The following is a 17,034-nucleotide window of genomic DNA, read 5'->3' as shown; positions in this document are numbered from 1 at the left end:
CTGTGTGGGAGCTGGCTTCTATGGGGGCTGGCTTGCCTGCGATAGCATCACCTCGGTTTGACTGAAATACCCAGGTGCCTGCATCGCGGGCAAGCCCGGCGCCCACAAAAAACCTTTCCCATATTTGATCGGTGCTGGCTCACAGCAATAGCCACTTGCCATTTCAGTTGATGATAAGCATTATCATTAACTGCCTATCGGTCTGGTGTCACTGTGAGCCAATCTCGCTTCAACCAAGTCTTTCTCACCCAACGGGTGATTCTGCTACGCACTTTGCAGCGGATGGTGAATAACCCCAGCACCGCCGAGGACCTGTTGCAGGAAACCTATCTGCGCGTCACCCGGGCCCTCAGCGAGCGGCCGATCGACCACCTCGAACCCTTCGTCTATCAAACCGCGCGCAATCTTGCGTTGGATCATCTGCGCTCGCGCAGGATCCAGGCGCGCACGCTGCAGGAAGATGTCCCGCTGGACGTGCTGCAAAGCGTCGCCGATCCCATCAGCACACCCGAAGACGCGACCCAGGCCGAGCAACTGCTCGAACACCTGAGCGTCAGCCTCGGCCAGTTGAGCGCCCGCCAGCAGCAGATTTTCATCCTCAGCCGCCTGCACGGTTGCAGCTATCAGGAGATTGCCGACCAGTTGCAAGTGTCCTTGAGCACCGTGCAAAAGGAACTGAAATTGATCATGGCCATCTGTGTAGGTGTGGCCGAACGTCTGGATCAGCCTTAAGCTTCACCCGACAGAAGTGTCGATCCAGATTGCAGGAAAAATGAATAGAACGTGGCGAAGACCCGAGGAACACCGTGACGGCCCCGAATAAACTGCGTCCCCATGAGCTGGCTCATGAGGTGTTGCAAGACACGGCTATGGACCAGGCTCTCGACTGGCTGATCGCCTTGCAGTGCCCACAACCCGGGCAGCAAGCCGAGTTCGACGCCTGGCTGGCCAGCGACCCGGCGCACCCGCACGCATTCAGCAAAGCCCAGGCCGCCTGGGGTGGCGCGCCGGTGTACAGCGCCGCTGTGGCGCTGGCCGCGCCGCGCAAGCCGACGGTCTGGCGCCGTATCAAACCCCATTGGAAACCGATTGCCACCGCCGCCGTGCTGTTGGTCGGCCTGTTCAACTTCAGCAACCTGCCCGTTCGCCTGCAAGCCGACCACCTCACGGTGGTCGGCGAACGCCAGCGTCTGCAGTTGGACGACGGCTCCAAAGTGCTGCTGAACACCAACTCGGCGTTTTCCAGCAGCATCAAGGACCAGCAGCGCGTCGCCCGCCTTTACCAGGGCGAGGCGTTTTTCGAAGTGACGCCCAATCGTGGCCTGCCCCTGGAGATTGACGCAGGCCCCGTGCGCGCCAGCGTGCGCGACACCGACTTCGCCGTGCGTTATCTCAACGGCGAGGCCCAGGTGCAGGTGCAGCGCGGTGATGTCGACCTGAGCAACACGTTCGATGATGCCCGCGTTCGCCTGAGCGCCGGCGAGAGCATCCGTATCGGCCCAAAGGGTTTCGGCCAACCCGCCAAGCTGGATGCCAGCAAGGAGCTGGCCTGGGTCCAGGGCCGGCTGGTGTTCGAAAACTGCCCAATGAGCGAAGTGCTCGCCGAGCTGCGACGCTATTACCCAGGCTGGATCGTCAACAACAACGACAAGCTCGCCAGCACCGCCGTCACCGGCAACTACCGCCTCGACCAGCCCCTCAACGTGGTGCGCTCGCTGGCGCACATCACCTCGGCCAAGCTTTCGGAATACCCGGCGCTGGTGATCCTGAACTAAATGAGAATTATTTTTACTCGATAGTAACCGGCGGTACGTCTCGTTATAGCCAATGCAACTGATTCCTATTTGATTCGGTTCGCAACTATAAGATTCGTATCTCCGGAGCGCTCTCGATGTACTCTCGTTTCAACCGCCGGTCCTCTTCGCCCGTCCTGTCCTTGCTGACCGCTGCCCTCCTGCTGGCCAGCGCGCCGGCCATGGCCGCCACCGCCGCCGAACCTGCCGCGCGCAGTCACGGCAATTACAGTTTCAGCATTGAGCAGCAACCTCTGGTTTCGGCATTGAATGCCTTTACCGCCGTGACCGGCTGGCAAGTCGGCCTGCCCGCGGAGTTGGGCCAGGGCGTATCGTCCCCCGGCGTGCGCGGTGCACTGTCGCCGGAAAAAGCCCTGGACCGGCTGTTGGTAGGGACCAACCTGAGCTATCGCAAACTGGGCAATAACACCATCGTCCTGGAGAAACGTGCGGCGGGCAGCGTGCTCAACCTGCAACAGGTGACCATCAGCGCCACCCGTAACGAGCAGGACGTCAGCAGCGTGCCAAGCACCGTCACTGTTCAGGATCGCAAGGCGCTGGACCGCCAGAACGTCAACACCATTCGTGAACTGGTGCGCTACGAGCCCAACGTGTCGGTCGGCGGCGCAGGCACCCGCGCCAGCAACGCGGGCTACAACATTCGCGGCATCGACGGCGACCGCATCCTCACTCAGGTAGACGGTGTGGAAGTGCCGGACAACTTCTTCAACGGCCCCTACGCCAAGACGCGCCGCAACTACGTCGACCCGGAAATCGTCAAGCGCGTGGAAATCCTCCGTGGCCCGGCCTCGGCCCTCTACGGCAGCAGCGCGATCGGCGGCGCAGTGAGTTACTTCACCCTCGATCCGGACGACATCATCAAGCCCGGCCAGGACGTCGGCGCCCGCCTGAAAACCGGCTACAGCTCCGCCGACGACAGTTGGCTGACTTCCGGCACCGTCGCCGGCCGCGTGCAGGACGTCGACGGCCTGCTGCACCTGAGCCAGCGTAATGGCCATGAAATGGAATCCTACGACGGCAACAACGCCACCGGCCTGGCCCGCACCGGGGCGAACCCGGAGGATGCGCGCACCACCAATATCCTCGCCAAGTTGGGCTGGAACTACGGTGACGACAATCGCCTGGGCCTGACCTACGAGAAGTTCAAGGACGATCGCGACGTTAACTTGAAGAATGCCGTGGGCGGACCGTTCATCGGTGGTCGTGGGATGAATCTGTACCGCGCCCGCTCAGGCAACGACACCATCACCCGTGAGCGCTTCGGCCTGGAAAACACCTTTGCCCTTGAGTCGCCGGTTGCCGATCGCATCAAGACCAGCCTGAACTACCAGATCGCCAAGACCGACCAGACCACCGCCGAAATCTACCAGCCATCGCGCCGTGTATTGCGCACCCGCGAGACCCTATACGAAGAAAAACAATGGGTGTTCGACGCACAGTTGGACAAGGCTTTCAGCCTCGGCGAAACCGATCATCAGGTGACGTACGGCACCACATTGAAGCAGCAGAAAGTCACCGGCTCCCGCGAAGGCGCCGCCACCTGCCTCGCCATTGGCGGCGGTTGCACGGCCGTCGGCGCCCCAAGCCCCATGGCCGCCGACAGCGTGAAAAAGTCCAGCGACTTCCCGGACCCGACCATTAACACCTACTCGCTGTTTGCGCAGGACCAGATCACCTGGAACAAATGGACCTTCCTGCCCGCCGTGCGCTACGACTACACCCAGCTCAAACCCAAGCTGACCCAGGAATTCCTCAACACCGTCGACCCTAACCGGATCTACGATCACAGCAATGCGGAAAAAACCTGGCACCGTGTCACCCCTAAATTCGGCCTGACCTACGCGCTGACCGATCACTACACCTGGTTCGGCCAATACGCTGAAGGCTTCCGCACACCGTCGGCCAAAGCCTTGTATGGCCGCTTTGAAAACTTGAATGAGGGCTACACCGTCGAGCCCAACCCGAACCTCAAGCCTGAGAGCAGTAAAGGCGTGGAAACCGGGATTCGTGGCAACTTCGACGAAGGTTCGTTCGATATCGCTGTGTTTTACAACAAGTACCGCGACTTCATCGACGAGGACGCCTCGGTTGCCGGCGGCACCGTGCAACAGTTCGAAGCCAACAACATCAAGCACGCCACCATCAAGGGCATTGAAGCCAAAGGCCGCCTGAACCTCGACGCCTTCGGCGCACCGCAAGGCCTCTACACCCAGGGCTCGGTTGGCTACACCTACGGCCGCAACGACGACAACGGCGAGCCGCTCAACAGCGTCAACCCACTTAAAGGCGTATTCGGCCTGGGCTATGAGCAAGAGCAATACGGTGCGTTGGTCAGCTGGACGCTGGTCAAGAAACAGAATCGCGTCGACAGCACCACCTTCCACGCACCTGATGGCAGCACCAGTGCCCCGTTCAAAACGCCTGGCTTCGGCATCGTCGACCTGACCGGCTACTACAAAGTTACCAACGACGTGACCATCAACGGCGGCCTCTACAACCTCACCGACAAGAAATACTGGAACTGGGATGACGTGCGCAGCTACGACGGCGTCGGCGAAGCGGGTGTTACAGCGCCCGCCAACCTCGACCGCCTGACCCAGCCCGGCCGCAACTTTGCGATCAACCTGATCTGGGACATCTGACCACTTCCTCCTTACCTCGCCACGATTAAACAGCGGCGAGGTGAGGATTTTTTACTGTGCCGCGTCTTCTTGTTCGTCTAGTTGATAACCGCTCTCTTTAGGGCACCCAGGCGCTACTCTTCTCAAGGACTTTTTTCGATGACCGCTTCCCCTACCGCAGAACGCCCAAGCCTGCGCTCCCAGCGCCTGAACCAGATCACTCACGCGCCGCACACCCAGCTCGATGCGCTGGTCAAAGCCCACGCCCCGTTCGAAACCCAAGCCAACTTCGCCCGCTTCGTGGTCGCGCAATACCTGTTCCAATCAGAATTGGTAGCCCTGTACAACGACCCCGAGTTGATCAAGATCGTCCCGGACCTGGCCGAGCGCTGCCGCGCCGATGCCGCCAAGCTGGACCTCGGAGACCTCGACACTGAAGTGCCAGCACCGGTCGCCGGCGCCGTGAAAAACCCGAGCAAGGCCGAAGCCCTGGGTTGGCTGTTCGTGTCCGAAGGTTCCAAGCTGGGCGCTGCGTTCCTGATCAAGCGCGCCGTAGGCCTGGGCCTGAGCGAAACCTTCGGGGCCCGCCACCTCGGCGAGCCGGCCGGTGGTCGCGCCGAAGGCTGGAAGCGTTTCACCCGCACCCTCGACGGCCTGGCGTTCAGCGCCGAAGAAGAAGCCGCGGTCGAAAAAGGTGCGATCGATGCGTTTGTGCGCTTCACCGTGTTGCTGGAACAGGCGTACGCTACGGCCCCTGAACTGGCGTAAATACGCCGGTAGAAACCGGTTCAATGTGGGAGCTGGCTTGCCTGCGATGGCGGTGGGCCAGCCCCCGATGTGCAGGCAGGCAGTCCGCTATCGCAGGCAAGCCAGCTCCCACATTTGAGCGCATTTCAGTTCGGATAATGTGTAACCCTCTCACCAGATAAGCGTCACCATGACCGGCAAAACCCAATCCACCTCAAAAATCGCGCAGATCCTCTTCGGCCTGCTGGCCTACGTCAGCCTGGGCATTGGGTTGGTGGCGATTGTCATACCGGGTTTGCCCACCACCGAATTCATCCTGCTGGCCGCCTGGGCCGCAACCAAAAGCTCGCCGCGCTTGAGTGCCTGGCTGGAAAACCACCGGCTGTTCGGGCCGATTCTGTTCAACTGGCGCAACGGCAAGATCATCGCGCGCAGGGCCAAAGTCAGCGCCACTGTGAGCATGTTGCTATGTGCCGGTTTGATGCTGGTGATGCTCGACCACGGCTGGCCGATCTACCTGGCAATTGCCGGGATGAGCCTGGGCAACCTGTGGATCTGGTCACGCCCGGAACGGCTTGCAACCCCCGTATAACGCCGCGTTCAAGCTTTTGCCTACCGCTCATCGCCTCCGCCTCATGAAACATCACGTTACGCCGATGTTCCGGACATAGCGCCGAATGGACTTGGCTCGCCCTGCTTGCTTTCTAACAAGTCCAATCGCGAGTGAACCTATGTTCGACACCCTCTCCATCCGCTTGAAAATAGTGCTGCTGTCGGGCCTTTGCCTCCTGGGGGTGATCGCGCTGATCGTCGGCATCAACCTTTACGAGGCCGACCAGAACAACCGACTGGTCAGCGAATCAAGCTCGCGAATGCTCACCAACAGTGTGCAAAACCTGTTGCAGGCCAAGGCCGCTGAACAGGCCGTACAACTGCAAAAAACCTTCGGCGAAAGCCTGATCGTCGTCACCGCGCTGGCCGACCAGATCAAGGGCCTGCGCAACACGGCCGCCAAGCGCGGGCTGGACGCAAGCGCCCTGCGTGAAGAACTCAACCAGAGCCTCAAGACCGCCTTCGAGCGCAACAGCAAAGTGCTGGGTATCTGGCTGTCGTTCGAACCCAACGCCCTGGATGGCAAGGACAGCGAGTTCGTCGACGACAAAGCCCGCGTTTCCAACGAAAAAGGTCGCTTCTCCAGCTACTGGAGCCGCGCCGGCGGCGATGGCCTGAACACCGTGATGGTCGAAGACGACCTGATCAAGACCACGCCCAATCTCAGCGGTACGCCCTACAACATCTGGTACACCTGCCCACGAGACACGCGCACTGTGTGCCTGCTGGACCCGTACGCCGACGAAGTCGCCGGCAAGCAGGTGCTGATGACCACCATTTCGCTACCGTTAATCGTGGACGGTAAAGTCATCGGTGTGGTGGGCATCGACCTGGCCTTGAATGCCCTGCAAGCCGCCACGGACGCGGCGCAAAAAGACCTGTTCAACGGTGCCGGCTACCTGGAAATCCTCTCCAGCACCGGTTTGATTGTGGCATTCAGTGGCCAACCGGACAAGGTCGGCAAAAACCTGATCGACACCATTGGCGCCGAAGGCAAAGACATCGTGCAACTGCTGGCCAGTGAAACCCGCATGATCCGCGAACAGGACGACACGATTCGCGCCGTGTACCCGGTGAAACCCATTGCCGATGCAAAATCCTGGGGTGTGGTCATCAAACTGCCAAAAGAAGTGATGCTGGCCGACGCACTGAAACTGCAAGGGATACTCGACAAGGCCCAAAACGCCTCCACGCTCAAAGCGCTGCTGGTCGGCGCGGCCGCCGCCTTGCTCGGCTTGCTATTGATCTGGCTGACTGCCACCGGCGTCACCCGCCCCATCAATACCGTCGCCGCCATGCTCAAGAACATCGCCAGCGGCGAAGGTGACCTCACCCAGCGCCTGAGCTATGCCAAGAAAGACGAATTGGGCGAGCTGGCAAACTGGTTCAACCGCTTCCTCGACAAGCTGCAGCCGACCATCGCACAGATCAAGCAAAGCATCACCGAAGCACGTGGCACGGCAGATCAGTCTTCAGCCATCGCGCGCCAGACCAGCGAAGGCATGCAGGTGCAGTTCCGCGAAATCGACCAGGTCGCCACCGCCTCCAATGAAATGAGCGCTACCGCCCATGAAGTGGCCAACAGCGCCTCCAACGCCGCCAGCGCGGCGCGCGGGGCGGATCAGTCGGCGCGTGATGGCATGTCGATCATTGAACAGAGCACCCGTGATATCACCACCCTCGCCGACGAAGTCAGCAAAGCGGTGAGTGAAGTCGAAGCCCTGGCGGTGAACAGCGAGCAGATCGGCTCGGTGCTGGAAGTGATCCGCAGCATTGCCGAGCAGACCAACCTGCTGGCACTCAACGCCGCCATCGAAGCCGCGCGCGCCGGGGAAAGCGGGCGTGGCTTTGCGGTGGTGGCCGACGAAGTGCGCAACCTGGCCAAACGTACCCAGGATTCGGTGGAAGAGATTCGCCTGGTGATCGAACGCATCCAGAGCGGAACGCGGGGCGTGGTAGCGACTATGCATTCCAGCCAACACCAGGCCCAGAGCAATGCCGGGCAGATCCATCAAGCGGCGCAAGCGTTAGGCAAGATCAGCGATGCGGTGACAGTAATCAGCGACATGAACCTGCAAATCGCCAGCGCCGCCGAACAACAGAGCGCTGTGGCCGAAGAGGTCAATCGCAACGTTTCGGCAATCCGCACCGTGACCGAAACCCTCACCAGCCAGGCCACCGAGTCGGCGGCCATCAGCAGCCAACTGAACGCGTTAGCCAGCCAGCAGATGAAGTTGATGGATCAGTTCAAGGTGTAACGCCTGACTTGAAAATGATGATGAGCAAATGTGGGAGCGGGCTTGCTCGCGAATGCGGTGTGACAGTCACTGGATGTATTGACTGATCCACCGCTTTCGCGAGCAAGCCCGCTCCCACATAAAGCAGATCTGCGCTTTCTTACAGACCAGTCCAGGCTGTAACAAACGGCGTCAGGTCTTCTTTCGGCGCAGTGCGCGGCGGGTTCTGCGGGGTGCCCAGGTAGAGGAAGCCAATCACTTCCTCATCTGCCGTCAGCCCCAGGCCTTTGGCGACGTGAGCCGAGTAGGACAATTCACCGGTGCGCCACACGGCACCAATCCCCTGAGCGTACGCCGCCAGCAGAATGCCGTGGGCCGCACAGGCGGCCGCCAGCAGTTGTTCGGACTTCGGCACTTTGAAGTGTTCTTGCAAACGGGCAATCACCACAACGACCAGCGGTGCGCGCAATGGGCCGTTCTGGGCCTTGTCGATGGCGGCTTGCGGCGCGTCGGCGTCCTGCAGTCGCGCGGCTTCGGCCAGCAGCGTGCCCATTTGCTCACGGGCCGCGCCTTCCACGGTCAGAAAACGCCATGGGCGCAGTTGGCCATGGTCGGGCGCGCGCATGGCGGCGGCGAACAGCACGTCGCGCTGCTCCTGGGTCGGTGCCGGTTCCAGCAAACGCGGCACGGAAACACGGTTGAGCAAAGCGTCGAGAGCCTGCATTGGCCACCTCCAGATAAAAATGTGCGGCCATTCTAGCGGTAATGAATCGGATTCCACCAAACGATAATTGCTCTTATTCAATCCGCCCTGCCCTGTTAGACTTTGCGGCCTTATTTTCCGCCTTCGTTCAGGGAATTCGATGTTCCGTTCGTTTCTTCGCCTGTGCGCAACATTGATTGCCTTGAGCCTGACTGCTTGCGATGACGCCCCACGCTTCACCAAGGCTGAGCCCGGTGAAGCGCGAGCTGGCGGCGCGACGACGGTCAACAAGCGCGATCAGAACGCGTTTTCCCTGCCCTCGGCCAACCTTGCACCCAGCCGCCGCCTGGACTTCAGCGTCGGCAACAGCTTCTTTCGCAGCCCCTGGGTGATCGCGCCGTCCACCACCACTGCGCGCGATGGCCTGGGCCCGCTGTTCAACACCAACGCCTGCCAGAACTGCCATATCAAGGATGGCCGTGGTCACCCGCCGCTGCCCGATGCGCCCAATGCGGTGTCGATGCTGGTGCGCCTGTCGATCCCCGCGCCTACCTCAGACCTGCCGGCCTACGCCAAGCTCATTGAACAGATCGGCGTGGTGCCAGAGCCGGTGTACGGCGGGCAACTGCAAGACATGGCGGTGCCGGGCGTAGCCCCCGAAGGCAAAGTGCGGGTCGACTACACGCCCGTCAACGTGACGTTCAAGGACGGCACGCAGGTCGAGTTGCGCAAGCCCGCCCTGCAAATCACCCAGCTCGGCTACGGCCCGATGCACCCGGATACACAGTTCTCGGCGCGAATCGCCCCGCCGATGATCGGCCTCGGCCTGCTCGAAGCGATCAGCGACGCCGATATTCTGAAAAACACCGATCCGAACACCGCCGACAAAGACGCCATCGTCGGCCGAGCCAACCAGGTCTGGGATGACGCCCGGCACACCACCGTCCTCGGGCGTTTTGGCTGGAAAGCCGGGCAACCCAACCTCAATCAACAGAATGTTCACGCGTTCTCCGGTGACATGGGCCTCACCACGTCGCTGAGACCCTTCGATGACTGCACCGACGCCCAAGTCGCCTGCAAACAGGCCCCTAACGGCAATGGCCCCGACGGTGAGCCGGAAGTCAGCGATAACATCCTGCGCCTGGTGCTGTTCTACACCCGCAACCTCGCCGTGCCGGTACGCCGTGGCGTCAACACGCCGCAGGTGCTGGCCGGGAAGAACCTGTTCTACCAGGCCGGTTGCCAGGGTTGCCATAAGCCAACGTTCACCACGGCCGCCAACGCTGCCGAACCCGAACTGGCCAACCAAGTCATTCGCCCCTACAGCGACCTGCTGTTGCACGACATGGGCGAAGGCCTGGCCGACCACCGCAGCGAATTCAAGGCCAGTGGCCGCGACTGGCGCACGCCGCCGTTGTGGGGCATTGGCCTGACGCAAACCGTCAGTGGCCACACTCAGTTTTTACATGACGGCCGCGCCCGCAATCTGCTTGAAGCCGTGCTCTGGCATGGCGGCGAAGCGCAGGCGGCGCAGCAGCATGTTTTGTCCTTTAATGCCGAGCAGCGGGCTGCGTTGCTGGCGTTCCTGAATTCTCTATAAGCTTTGCCCCACTTACCGAAGGGAGCTCAACATGTTTCGTCCCAAGTTGTTGTTCACCAGCCTGGCCGCCCTCGCACTCGGCGCCTGCTCGCCTCAGGACCCGCAAGCCGTGACCTCGGCGGCCATCGCCAAGCAAGTGATCCTGCCGACCTACAGCCGCTGGGTTGACGCCGACCGCCAACTGGCCGTCAGCGCCCTCGCCTACTGCCAGGGCAAGGAAAGCCTGGAGACCGCCCGTGCCGACTTCCTCCACGCGCAAAAAGCCTGGGCCGAGTTGCAACCGCTGCTGATCGGCCCACTGGCCGAGGGCAACCGTTCGTGGCAGGTGCAGTTCTGGCCGGACAAGAAAAACCTGGTGGGTCGCCAGGTCGAGCAACTGGTCAACGCCCAGCCGCAGATCGACGCCGCCGCCTTGGCCAAGTCCAGTGTCGTGGTGCAGGGCCTTTCGGCCTATGAATACATCCTCTACGACGCCAGGACTGACGTCGCCGACGAAACCCAGAAAGCCCGCTACTGCCCGCTGCTGGTCGCCATCGGCGAGCGCCAGCAGGCCCTGGCCGAAGAGATCCTGGCCAGTTGGAACAGCACCGACGGCATGCTTGCGCAGATGACCAAGTTTCCGAACCAGCGCTACGCTGATTCCCACGAAGCCATCGCCGACCTGCTGCGCGCGCAAGTGACAGCACTGGACACCCTGAAGAAAAAACTCGGCACGCCAATGGGTCGCCAGACCAAAGGCATCCCGCAACCGTTCCAGGCCGATGCCTGGCGCAGCCAGTCTTCCCTGCAAAGCCTGCAGGCCAGCCTCGCGGCAGCCCAGACCGTGTGGGTCGGTGTCGACAACAAAGGCCTGCGTGGCTTGTTGCCGTCGGAGCAGAAGCCGTTGGCCGACAAGATCGACGCCGCCTATGCCGCTTCCCTGAAACTGTTCGCCGGCAACCCGCGCACCCTCAATGAACTGTTGGCCGACGATGCCGGGCGCCAGCAGCTCAACGATATTTACGACAGCCTCAACGTCGTCCATCGCCTGCACGAAGGCGAGTTGGCCAAAGCGCTGGGCATCCAACTGGGCTTTAACGCCAACGACGGTGACTGATGATGCTCAGGCGACAGGCTTTGGCGGTTCGCAGCGTGCTGCTCAGTGCAATCACGTTGGGTGGCTGGACGCTGTTCAAACAAAAGGACAAAGGGCCGCTGCTGCTGTCGGCGCGCGATGATGCGGACGGCAAGCACTACGCCGTAGGCTATCGCCTGGACGGCAAGCAGGTGTTTGCCACGCAGGTTGGCCAGCGCTGCCACGACATCATCAACCACCCGACGCTGTCGATTGCGCTGTTCGTCGCCCGTCGCCCGGGCACCGAAAGTTACCTGATCGACCTGCGTGATGGCGCGCTCCTGCAAACCATCACGTCGAACGCCCATCGCCACTTTTATGGCCATGCGGTCATTCACAAAAGCGGCAACTGGCTGTACGCAACCGAGAACGACACCTCCGATCCGGGCCGCGGCCTGCTTGGCGTGTACACGTTCGAAGGCGAGCGACTGGTACACAGCGGCGAAATTTCCACCCATGGTATCGGCCCGCATCAGGTGTCATGGATGCCCGACGGCGAAACCCTGGTGGTGGCCAACGGCGGCATTCGCACCGAAGCCGAAAGCCGTGTGGAGATGAACCTCAACGCCATGGAGCCGAGCCTGGTGTTGATGCGCCGCGATGGCAGCCTGATCAGCAAGGAAACCCTCGGCCAGCAGATGAACAGCGTGCGCCATATGGGGATTGCCAGCGATGGCACGATCCTCACCGGGCAGCAGTTCATGGGGCCGTCCCAGGAGCGTTCCGAGTTGCTCGCGATCAAGCGCCCGGGGCAGCCGTTCGTGGCGTTCCCGGTGGCCGATGAGCAATTGCAGGCGATGGGGCATTACACCGCGAGTGTCGCCGTGCACAGCGAACTGCGCCTGGTCGCACTGACGGCACCACGGGGCAATCGCTTTTTTATCTGGGACATGGACAGCGGTGAGCTGCGCCTGGATGGGCCTTTGCCGGACTGTGCCGGCGTGGGCGCGGTGGCGGATGGGTTCGTCGTCACGTCAGGCCAGGGGCGCTGCCGCTTCTACGATTGCCGCCAGCAGCAGTTGGTCGCCAAGCCACTGGAATTGCCGGCCGGGCTTTGGGATAACCATCTGCACCTGATCTGATCGCCGTCATGCATAGGGCCACGTATGGCCCTATAGCGGTGGCAGCGTCTTTGTTACTTCTTTTTAACTGCGTCTGCGTTCACGCCGGTAGCCAGGTTCTTGAGTGAAAACCCTGAACAGGCAGTGGTGCTGTCGATGTCAAAGCGAACATTGACGACTTGCTCTGTGGTCGGCCAGCCAGGCGCGCCGGACAGGTCCACAGACGTAGTGCCCTGGTTAATAAAGAACCGGGCGCTGTGGCTTTCCATGAACCCTTCAGTGGGCGTGGACCAGAAAATCTGCACAGGCGTGAGTTTTTCCGCTGGGTTGAAGCATTCTGCATCGAAGGTCAACTGATGCGACTTTGAACCCGTGGCCTGTGGGGCCATGGTGAACACGATGAAAGGGTCCGGGCCAGTAATGTCATAGCGCCCTGCCGTTTTCGTCGTTTTGACGTCGTTGATCAGCGAGACCGTGCCCTTGGCGGACGGCACAAACTCATCGCTATTGGGCGACATCGCATACAGCTCAGGCGGCGAAACGAACAAGCCGATTCGCGACCCGCGCTCTACCACGGAATACACAACGTAGTCAGGTTTGAAGCGCTCAACCAATTTGGTCAGGCTGTCACTGTCGAGGGCATCGTGGTGCACCTGAACCACATTGGAAAAGGTTGCGGCCATGAAGGGAGACATCGCGATGCCATACGAATCGCGCAGCCACAGGACCTTTTTATCATTCAGAGCGTCCTTGGAGACAAATAGCTCAGCGTGATGCGGTGGCTCTGATGGCATATTCTGGCTCGTACCCAGCAATTTCCCCGAGTTGTAGTCGTAACGATCAACCTTGATTTTGTATTTTTCGTCAAAGCTCAGGACAACTCTCTGATCACGCGTCGAGTTTTGCACGCGCTGGAACTTGGCCAAATCACCGCCGCCCTGCGGGAGAATAGAAGCCACTTTACCGTCGGCAGGATCCGGCCAAACCAGCTTCGGCTCAGCTTTGCGCAAGTTATCCGCCAAGGCGGTAAAGGCGATCCAGGCACCCAGGTTGTTCCAGTGAGTGTCGGTCTTGAAGTACAGCGGTGGGTTTTTGTCTTTCGCTGCCAGGAGCGGTGTGAACGCATCGACGTACACCCCTTGCGGAGCAACTTTCAGCAACTGCGCGGTCACAGGGTTGGCCGAATGGGCCGCCCAAGCGGGCAAGAATTCCGGGTAAATGGAATCTTTATCGGGGCCAATCAGCACGCGGTACTGCTTAACGCCGTGGTGTTTGTACCACTTGTCCCACTTGGCCTGCGTGTCCGCGACTTTCTCGACAGTGCTGGCCTCTTGCGGCGTCATACCGGTGCGTTTAACCGAAATAGACTTTATGTAGTCATCGCCCAGGAACAGCCAGCCATCCTTGCCCAGGATCACTTCACCCGGATCGATAGAAACCCCGACCATGCTGTAGAGGCTGCCCAACAACGGCATCGCAAAATCAACGTTATAGAGGAACGAGAGTTCCCACCATTTCACATTTTCATCGGTATGGCCGGGCAAGCGTGTTGCAAGATTGAAGACCGGCGAAATCATCAGGATCAGAAATGCAGAAATGAAAAAGACCGCTATTTTATTTTTCATCACGACACCGATCAAAAGTTAAAATACAAGAAGACGGTGCTGGTCGTCTTCAGGGTGGAATACATGGCAATCGCAAATACCAGCGTCATCCAGATGGTTTTTTTCCAACCAAATGCGCCTTCGACTGTCAACGTGAACGAGTTCTTCATCGGGGTGATAATGAAACCAATCAGAATCATCGCGAAGCAAATCGCGTTCACGGCGATACCCTGTGGAAGCAGGCTCAGCAAGTGATCCGACAGCACGCCGCCCCACGCCAGGTTGGCGGGGGGTATGGCGCTGACCGGTGTACCGGTGATGGAGCCGAAATCAAACATTTTGATAATGATGTTATTCGCGTCCTGCATCGAGGTCGCGCGGAAAAACACCCAGGTGATATTGATAAACAGAAAAGTAACCAGCCAGGCCAGCGGGTTCGGCATGCTCATGCCCAACTGCTTCCAGACTCGATGGATAACCAGTGCACCACCGTGCAACGCGCCCCAGATCACAAACATCCAGCTCGCCCCGTGCCACAGGCCGCCAAGAATGAAGGTCAACATCAGGTTCATGTAGATACGCGGGGATGAACAGCGGTTGCCGCCCAACGGGATATACAGATAATCACGCAGGTAGCGACTCAAGGTCATGTGCCAGCGACGCCAGAAATCCTGGATGTCGAGGGACTTATACGGAGAGTTAAAGTTGATCGGCAGCCAGATATTGAATAACAGCGCTGCGCCGATCGCCATGTCGCAGTAGCCACTGAAGTCAAAATACAATTGGAACGTATACGACAGGCTGGTGGCCCAGGCGCTGTAGAAGTCATGATGAGCGCCAGGTGCATAGCCTGCATCTGCCCACACCGAGAAGGTGTCTGCCAAAATGACCTTTTTGAACAGGCCCACGCTGAAAATGAAGATGCCCATCAGAATGTTTTTGTGGCGAATAAACAATGTCCAGCGCGATTCAAACTGGGACATCATTTCTTTGTGGTGAAGAATCGGGCCTGCAATCAGATGCGGAAAGAACGTTACAAACAAGGCGTAGTTAATGAAGTCATATTCTTTTGCCTCGCCGCGGTAGCTATCGACCAGGAAAGCGATTTGCGTAAAGGTGTAAAAACTGATGCCCAGTGGCAAGATGATTTGCTCAAACCCGACATGACCACCGGCCAGCGCGTTAAAGTTATCAATCAAAAAGTTTGTGTATTTGAAATAGGCAAGCAACGAAAGGTTTATCGCAATCGCACCGGCCAGCGCCCACTTTTTTGGCCCGCGCCGTTTGAAGAGCCTTTGTATACGGCGAGACTAACCAACCGCCCGCGTAGTTAAAGACAATTGAGCCCAGCAACAGCGGCAGGTAGGCAACACTCCAGTAGCCATAAAAAACAAACTGGCCAATACCAACCAGATCTTCCCGGCTGATACCAACCTGGCTTTATTTAAAAGAAAGTACACGGCAAACACTATTGGCAAATACACCAATATGAATATAGAAGAGCTAAAAATCATTGACCCACCCCAAAAAAAACAAAACTTGCAGTTAAAGACCACTGCGTTCCAACCCTCATAAGAGCCGCAGGTACCTATTCTTCATGTTTACCACTGCAAGCGTTCATCTTGAGCTATTAACGTTCATCAACATTCACCCGTTCCTTCAGCTACCGATATCCGGTCGATTATCCTTCTCCCCCCCTTCTGCAATACGCAAAGCGTCGACAGAAGCCCCAGTCGCTGGAAAAAAGGAGAGCGAAGACACCATAGCGCGCAGGAATTCGAGCGCTTGAAACAGGAAAATTCCGACACGCCTGTCAGACATTTCCTAAGGGCTCCCTGCACCAATGCACGCTAGAGGCGTCAATTTTCAAACAAGGTGAGTCATTGGAACGGACGTCTTTCGGCGGGTATCTGCGCGTTCAGTAACGTAAAAGGCCCCGCAGTGCGGGGCCTTTTACGTTGGCTGTGATGTATTCAACTCTGCGGTCTCATCCCTTGGGACATCCCGAACATGAATAACAGCAAATCATGATCAGGCTTGACCGCCACACTGGCCTTGGCAACACGTGGTAACAGACATTGCCCGCTACCCTGCACCGCGCTCAGCACTTGTGTGCGAGGTTGTTCCCACGCAGCCAGCGCCAGGGCTGCAATACCCAACGCGCCGACCAGGAACAAACCTCGTGCTATTTCTAGCTTCATCTGGTTAAACCCTTGATAGCGCTGCCAAACGCCGTCTCGTAAAAGTAGCTGAGTTTTTCCCAGTCGGTACTGCTCCACGACGAATGGCGCCGCAGTTGCAGCATGTCATGGGAAGCCGCCCGATAAGCGGTCAAACGCTGGCGGCACTTTTCGAAATCCAGCAGCGCCACTTCCACATTGGCCGAGTCGCCCTCGCCAGTCACCCGTACAAAGATGTGTTTGATGTACAGGCAACCATGCTGCCAGCGGCCCTTGTGCATGCGTGCCAGGGTGTAGGCCAACTCCTTGAGCACGCGTTCGTGAACCAACTCGCCGTACTGCTCGCGGCCACCGGCGGCGTACCAGTTTTCGATTTCATCGAATCCGTCTAATGACGCGGTCACCAACAGCGCTTTCCACTGGTGCTCCGGATCACGGCGCGCGCCGCAGAACACCAGTTCCGGTACGCGTACATCCAACGAGCGCAGGCCCTTCAGGGCATCGCGCTCGCGCAACACGGTCGGACGTCCAAACGGGTGGAGCCAACTGCGGTAGATGTGCCCGGTCTGGCGCTTGCTGTAGAGCAAGCGGCCATTAGGGCTGATCACCCGTTGCACACCACTTTCCCCCCCACGTCGACGGTTGGGCTCCTCGACCCACTCGCCCCGTTGGCGCCAGAAATAATCAAATCGCTCTTCGGGAGCTACGTGACTGCCTGATACGCACTCAACTGCCATCCTG

Annotated in this window: 14 protein-coding genes and 1 pseudogene; 10 read left to right on the top strand and 5 right to left on the bottom strand. The window is 59.4% G+C overall.

What is annotated here, in order from left to right:
• The first annotated feature begins 213 nt into the window (after nt 1-213).
• The 7 genes and pseudogenes from ACI77D_RS06010 (at nt 214) to ACI77D_RS05980 (ending at nt 8,052) form a co-directional block, all read left to right on the top strand.
• Nucleotides 214-732 carry an RNA polymerase sigma factor gene (locus ACI77D_RS06010; RefSeq protein ID WP_064453967.1) on the top strand — a complete coding sequence of 173 codons (519 nt, stop codon included), beginning with the start codon at nt 214-216 and terminating at the stop codon, nt 730-732.
• 74 nt (nt 733-806) lie between these two features.
• The gene (locus ACI77D_RS06005; RefSeq protein ID WP_407016229.1) at nt 807-1,775 is read left to right on the top strand and encodes a FecR family protein; all 969 of its coding nucleotides are present in this window, start codon (nt 807-809) and stop codon (nt 1,773-1,775) included.
• 116 nt (nt 1,776-1,891) lie between these two features.
• Nucleotides 1,892-4,456, top strand: coding sequence for a TonB-dependent receptor (locus ACI77D_RS06000; protein ID WP_407016228.1), 2,565 nt, complete (start codon nt 1,892-1,894; stop codon nt 4,454-4,456).
• A gap of 138 nt (nt 4,457-4,594) precedes the next feature.
• The gene (locus tag ACI77D_RS05995; RefSeq protein WP_221295576.1) at nt 4,595-5,203 is read left to right on the top strand and encodes a biliverdin-producing heme oxygenase; all 609 of its coding nucleotides are present in this window, start codon (nt 4,595-4,597) and stop codon (nt 5,201-5,203) included.
• Between the two features lie 169 nt (nt 5,204-5,372).
• Nucleotides 5,373-5,774: a YbaN family protein gene (locus tag ACI77D_RS05990; protein ID WP_064453971.1), complete on the top strand. Its 402-nt coding sequence runs from the start codon at nt 5,373-5,375 to the stop codon at nt 5,772-5,774.
• Nucleotides 5,775-5,859: 85 nt separating this feature from the next.
• A pseudogene (locus tag ACI77D_RS05985) lies at nt 5,860-7,194 on the top strand (HAMP domain-containing protein); the annotation flags it as partial.
• Between the two features lie 102 nt (nt 7,195-7,296).
• Nucleotides 7,297-8,052: a methyl-accepting chemotaxis protein gene (locus tag ACI77D_RS05980; RefSeq protein ID WP_407016289.1), complete on the top strand. Its 756-nt coding sequence runs from the start codon at nt 7,297-7,299 to the stop codon at nt 8,050-8,052.
• Between the two features lie 139 nt (nt 8,053-8,191).
• On the opposite strand, the gene ACI77D_RS05975 is transcribed toward ACI77D_RS05980, so the two are convergent.
• On the bottom strand, nt 8,192-8,755 hold the full coding sequence (locus tag ACI77D_RS05975) for an NAD(P)H nitroreductase (RefSeq protein WP_221295577.1): 564 nt from the start codon (nt 8,753-8,755) through the stop codon (nt 8,192-8,194).
• 139 nt (nt 8,756-8,894) lie between these two features.
• Between ACI77D_RS05975 and ACI77D_RS05970 the strand changes: the two genes are divergently transcribed.
• The 3 genes from ACI77D_RS05970 to ACI77D_RS05960 are packed head-to-tail and all read left to right on the top strand — an operon-like array spanning nt 8,895 to nt 12,530.
• Nucleotides 8,895-10,334 carry a di-heme oxidoredictase family protein gene (locus ACI77D_RS05970; protein ID WP_407016227.1) on the top strand — a complete coding sequence of 480 codons (1,440 nt, stop codon included), beginning with the start codon at nt 8,895-8,897 and terminating at the stop codon, nt 10,332-10,334.
• 31 nt (nt 10,335-10,365) lie between these two features.
• Nucleotides 10,366-11,430, top strand: a complete 1,065-nt coding sequence (locus ACI77D_RS05965; protein WP_407016226.1) for an imelysin family protein — start codon at nt 10,366-10,368, stop codon at nt 11,428-11,430.
• Between the two features lie 2 nt (nt 11,431-11,432).
• Nucleotides 11,433-12,530 (top strand): DUF1513 domain-containing protein, encoded by a 1,098-nt coding sequence (locus tag ACI77D_RS05960; protein WP_407016288.1) that lies wholly within the window; start codon nt 11,433-11,435, stop codon nt 12,528-12,530.
• A 53-nt stretch (nt 12,531-12,583) separates the two neighbouring features.
• On the opposite strand, the gene ACI77D_RS05955 is transcribed toward ACI77D_RS05960, so the two are convergent.
• The 4 genes from ACI77D_RS05955 to ACI77D_RS05940 all read right to left on the bottom strand — a co-directional run bounded on the left by ACI77D_RS05955 (nt 12,584) and on the right by ACI77D_RS05940 (nt 17,030).
• Nucleotides 12,584-14,134, bottom strand: a complete 1,551-nt coding sequence (locus ACI77D_RS05955; RefSeq protein ID WP_407016225.1) for an alginate O-acetyltransferase AlgX-related protein — start codon at nt 14,132-14,134, stop codon at nt 12,584-12,586.
• Between the two features lie 11 nt (nt 14,135-14,145).
• Complete coding sequence (locus ACI77D_RS05950; protein WP_407016224.1) at nt 14,146-15,342, bottom strand: MBOAT family O-acyltransferase; 1,197 nt, start codon at nt 15,340-15,342, stop codon at nt 14,146-14,148.
• Nucleotides 15,343-16,086: 744 nt separating this feature from the next.
• The gene (locus ACI77D_RS05945; RefSeq protein WP_053257809.1) at nt 16,087-16,314 is read right to left on the bottom strand and encodes a hypothetical protein; all 228 of its coding nucleotides are present in this window, start codon (nt 16,312-16,314) and stop codon (nt 16,087-16,089) included.
• A complete protein-coding gene (locus ACI77D_RS05940; protein ID WP_064453979.1) occupies nt 16,311-17,030 on the bottom strand; it encodes a lipopolysaccharide kinase InaA family protein in 720 nt (239 codons plus the stop codon). Before ACI77D_RS05940 ends, ACI77D_RS05945 begins: the two co-directional genes overlap by 4 nt.
• Nucleotides 17,031-17,034 lie beyond the last annotated feature (4 nt).

The sequence above is a fragment of the Pseudomonas sp. O39 genome, from assembly GCF_045447295.1.
Lineage (GTDB): Bacteria > Pseudomonadota > Gammaproteobacteria > Pseudomonadales > Pseudomonadaceae > Aquipseudomonas > Aquipseudomonas antarctica_A.
Note: the sequence above shows the minus strand (reverse complement) of the source record. Positions and strands in the feature narration are given on the sequence as shown.

Bases quoted from the DNA above. Each gene is read 5' to 3' on its own strand.
- ACI77D_RS06000 (WP_407016228.1), top strand. From the start codon at position 1,892: ATGTACTCTCGTTTCAACCGCCGGTCCTCTTCGCCCGTCCTGTCCTTG.
- ACI77D_RS05995 (WP_221295576.1), top strand. From the start codon at position 4,595: ATGACCGCTTCCCCTACCGCAGAACGCCCAAGCCTGCGCTCCCAGCGC.
- ACI77D_RS05990 (WP_064453971.1), top strand. From the start codon at position 5,373: ATGACCGGCAAAACCCAATCCACCTCAAAAATCGCGCAGATCCTCTTC.
- ACI77D_RS05980 (WP_407016289.1), top strand. From the start codon at position 7,297: ATGCAGGTGCAGTTCCGCGAAATCGACCAGGTCGCCACCGCCTCCAAT.
- ACI77D_RS05975 (WP_221295577.1), bottom strand. From the start codon at position 8,755: ATGCAGGCTCTCGACGCTTTGCTCAACCGTGTTTCCGTGCCGCGTTTG.
- ACI77D_RS05970 (WP_407016227.1), top strand. From the start codon at position 8,895: ATGTTCCGTTCGTTTCTTCGCCTGTGCGCAACATTGATTGCCTTGAGC.
- ACI77D_RS05965 (WP_407016226.1), top strand. From the start codon at position 10,366: ATGTTTCGTCCCAAGTTGTTGTTCACCAGCCTGGCCGCCCTCGCACTC.
- ACI77D_RS05960 (WP_407016288.1), top strand. From the start codon at position 11,433: ATGCTCAGGCGACAGGCTTTGGCGGTTCGCAGCGTGCTGCTCAGTGCA.
- ACI77D_RS05955 (WP_407016225.1), bottom strand. From the start codon at position 14,134: ATGAAAAATAAAATAGCGGTCTTTTTCATTTCTGCATTTCTGATCCTG.
- ACI77D_RS05945 (WP_053257809.1), bottom strand. From the start codon at position 16,314: ATGAAGCTAGAAATAGCACGAGGTTTGTTCCTGGTCGGCGCGTTGGGT.
- ACI77D_RS05940 (WP_064453979.1), bottom strand. From the start codon at position 17,030: ATGGCAGTTGAGTGCGTATCAGGCAGTCACGTAGCTCCCGAAGAGCGA.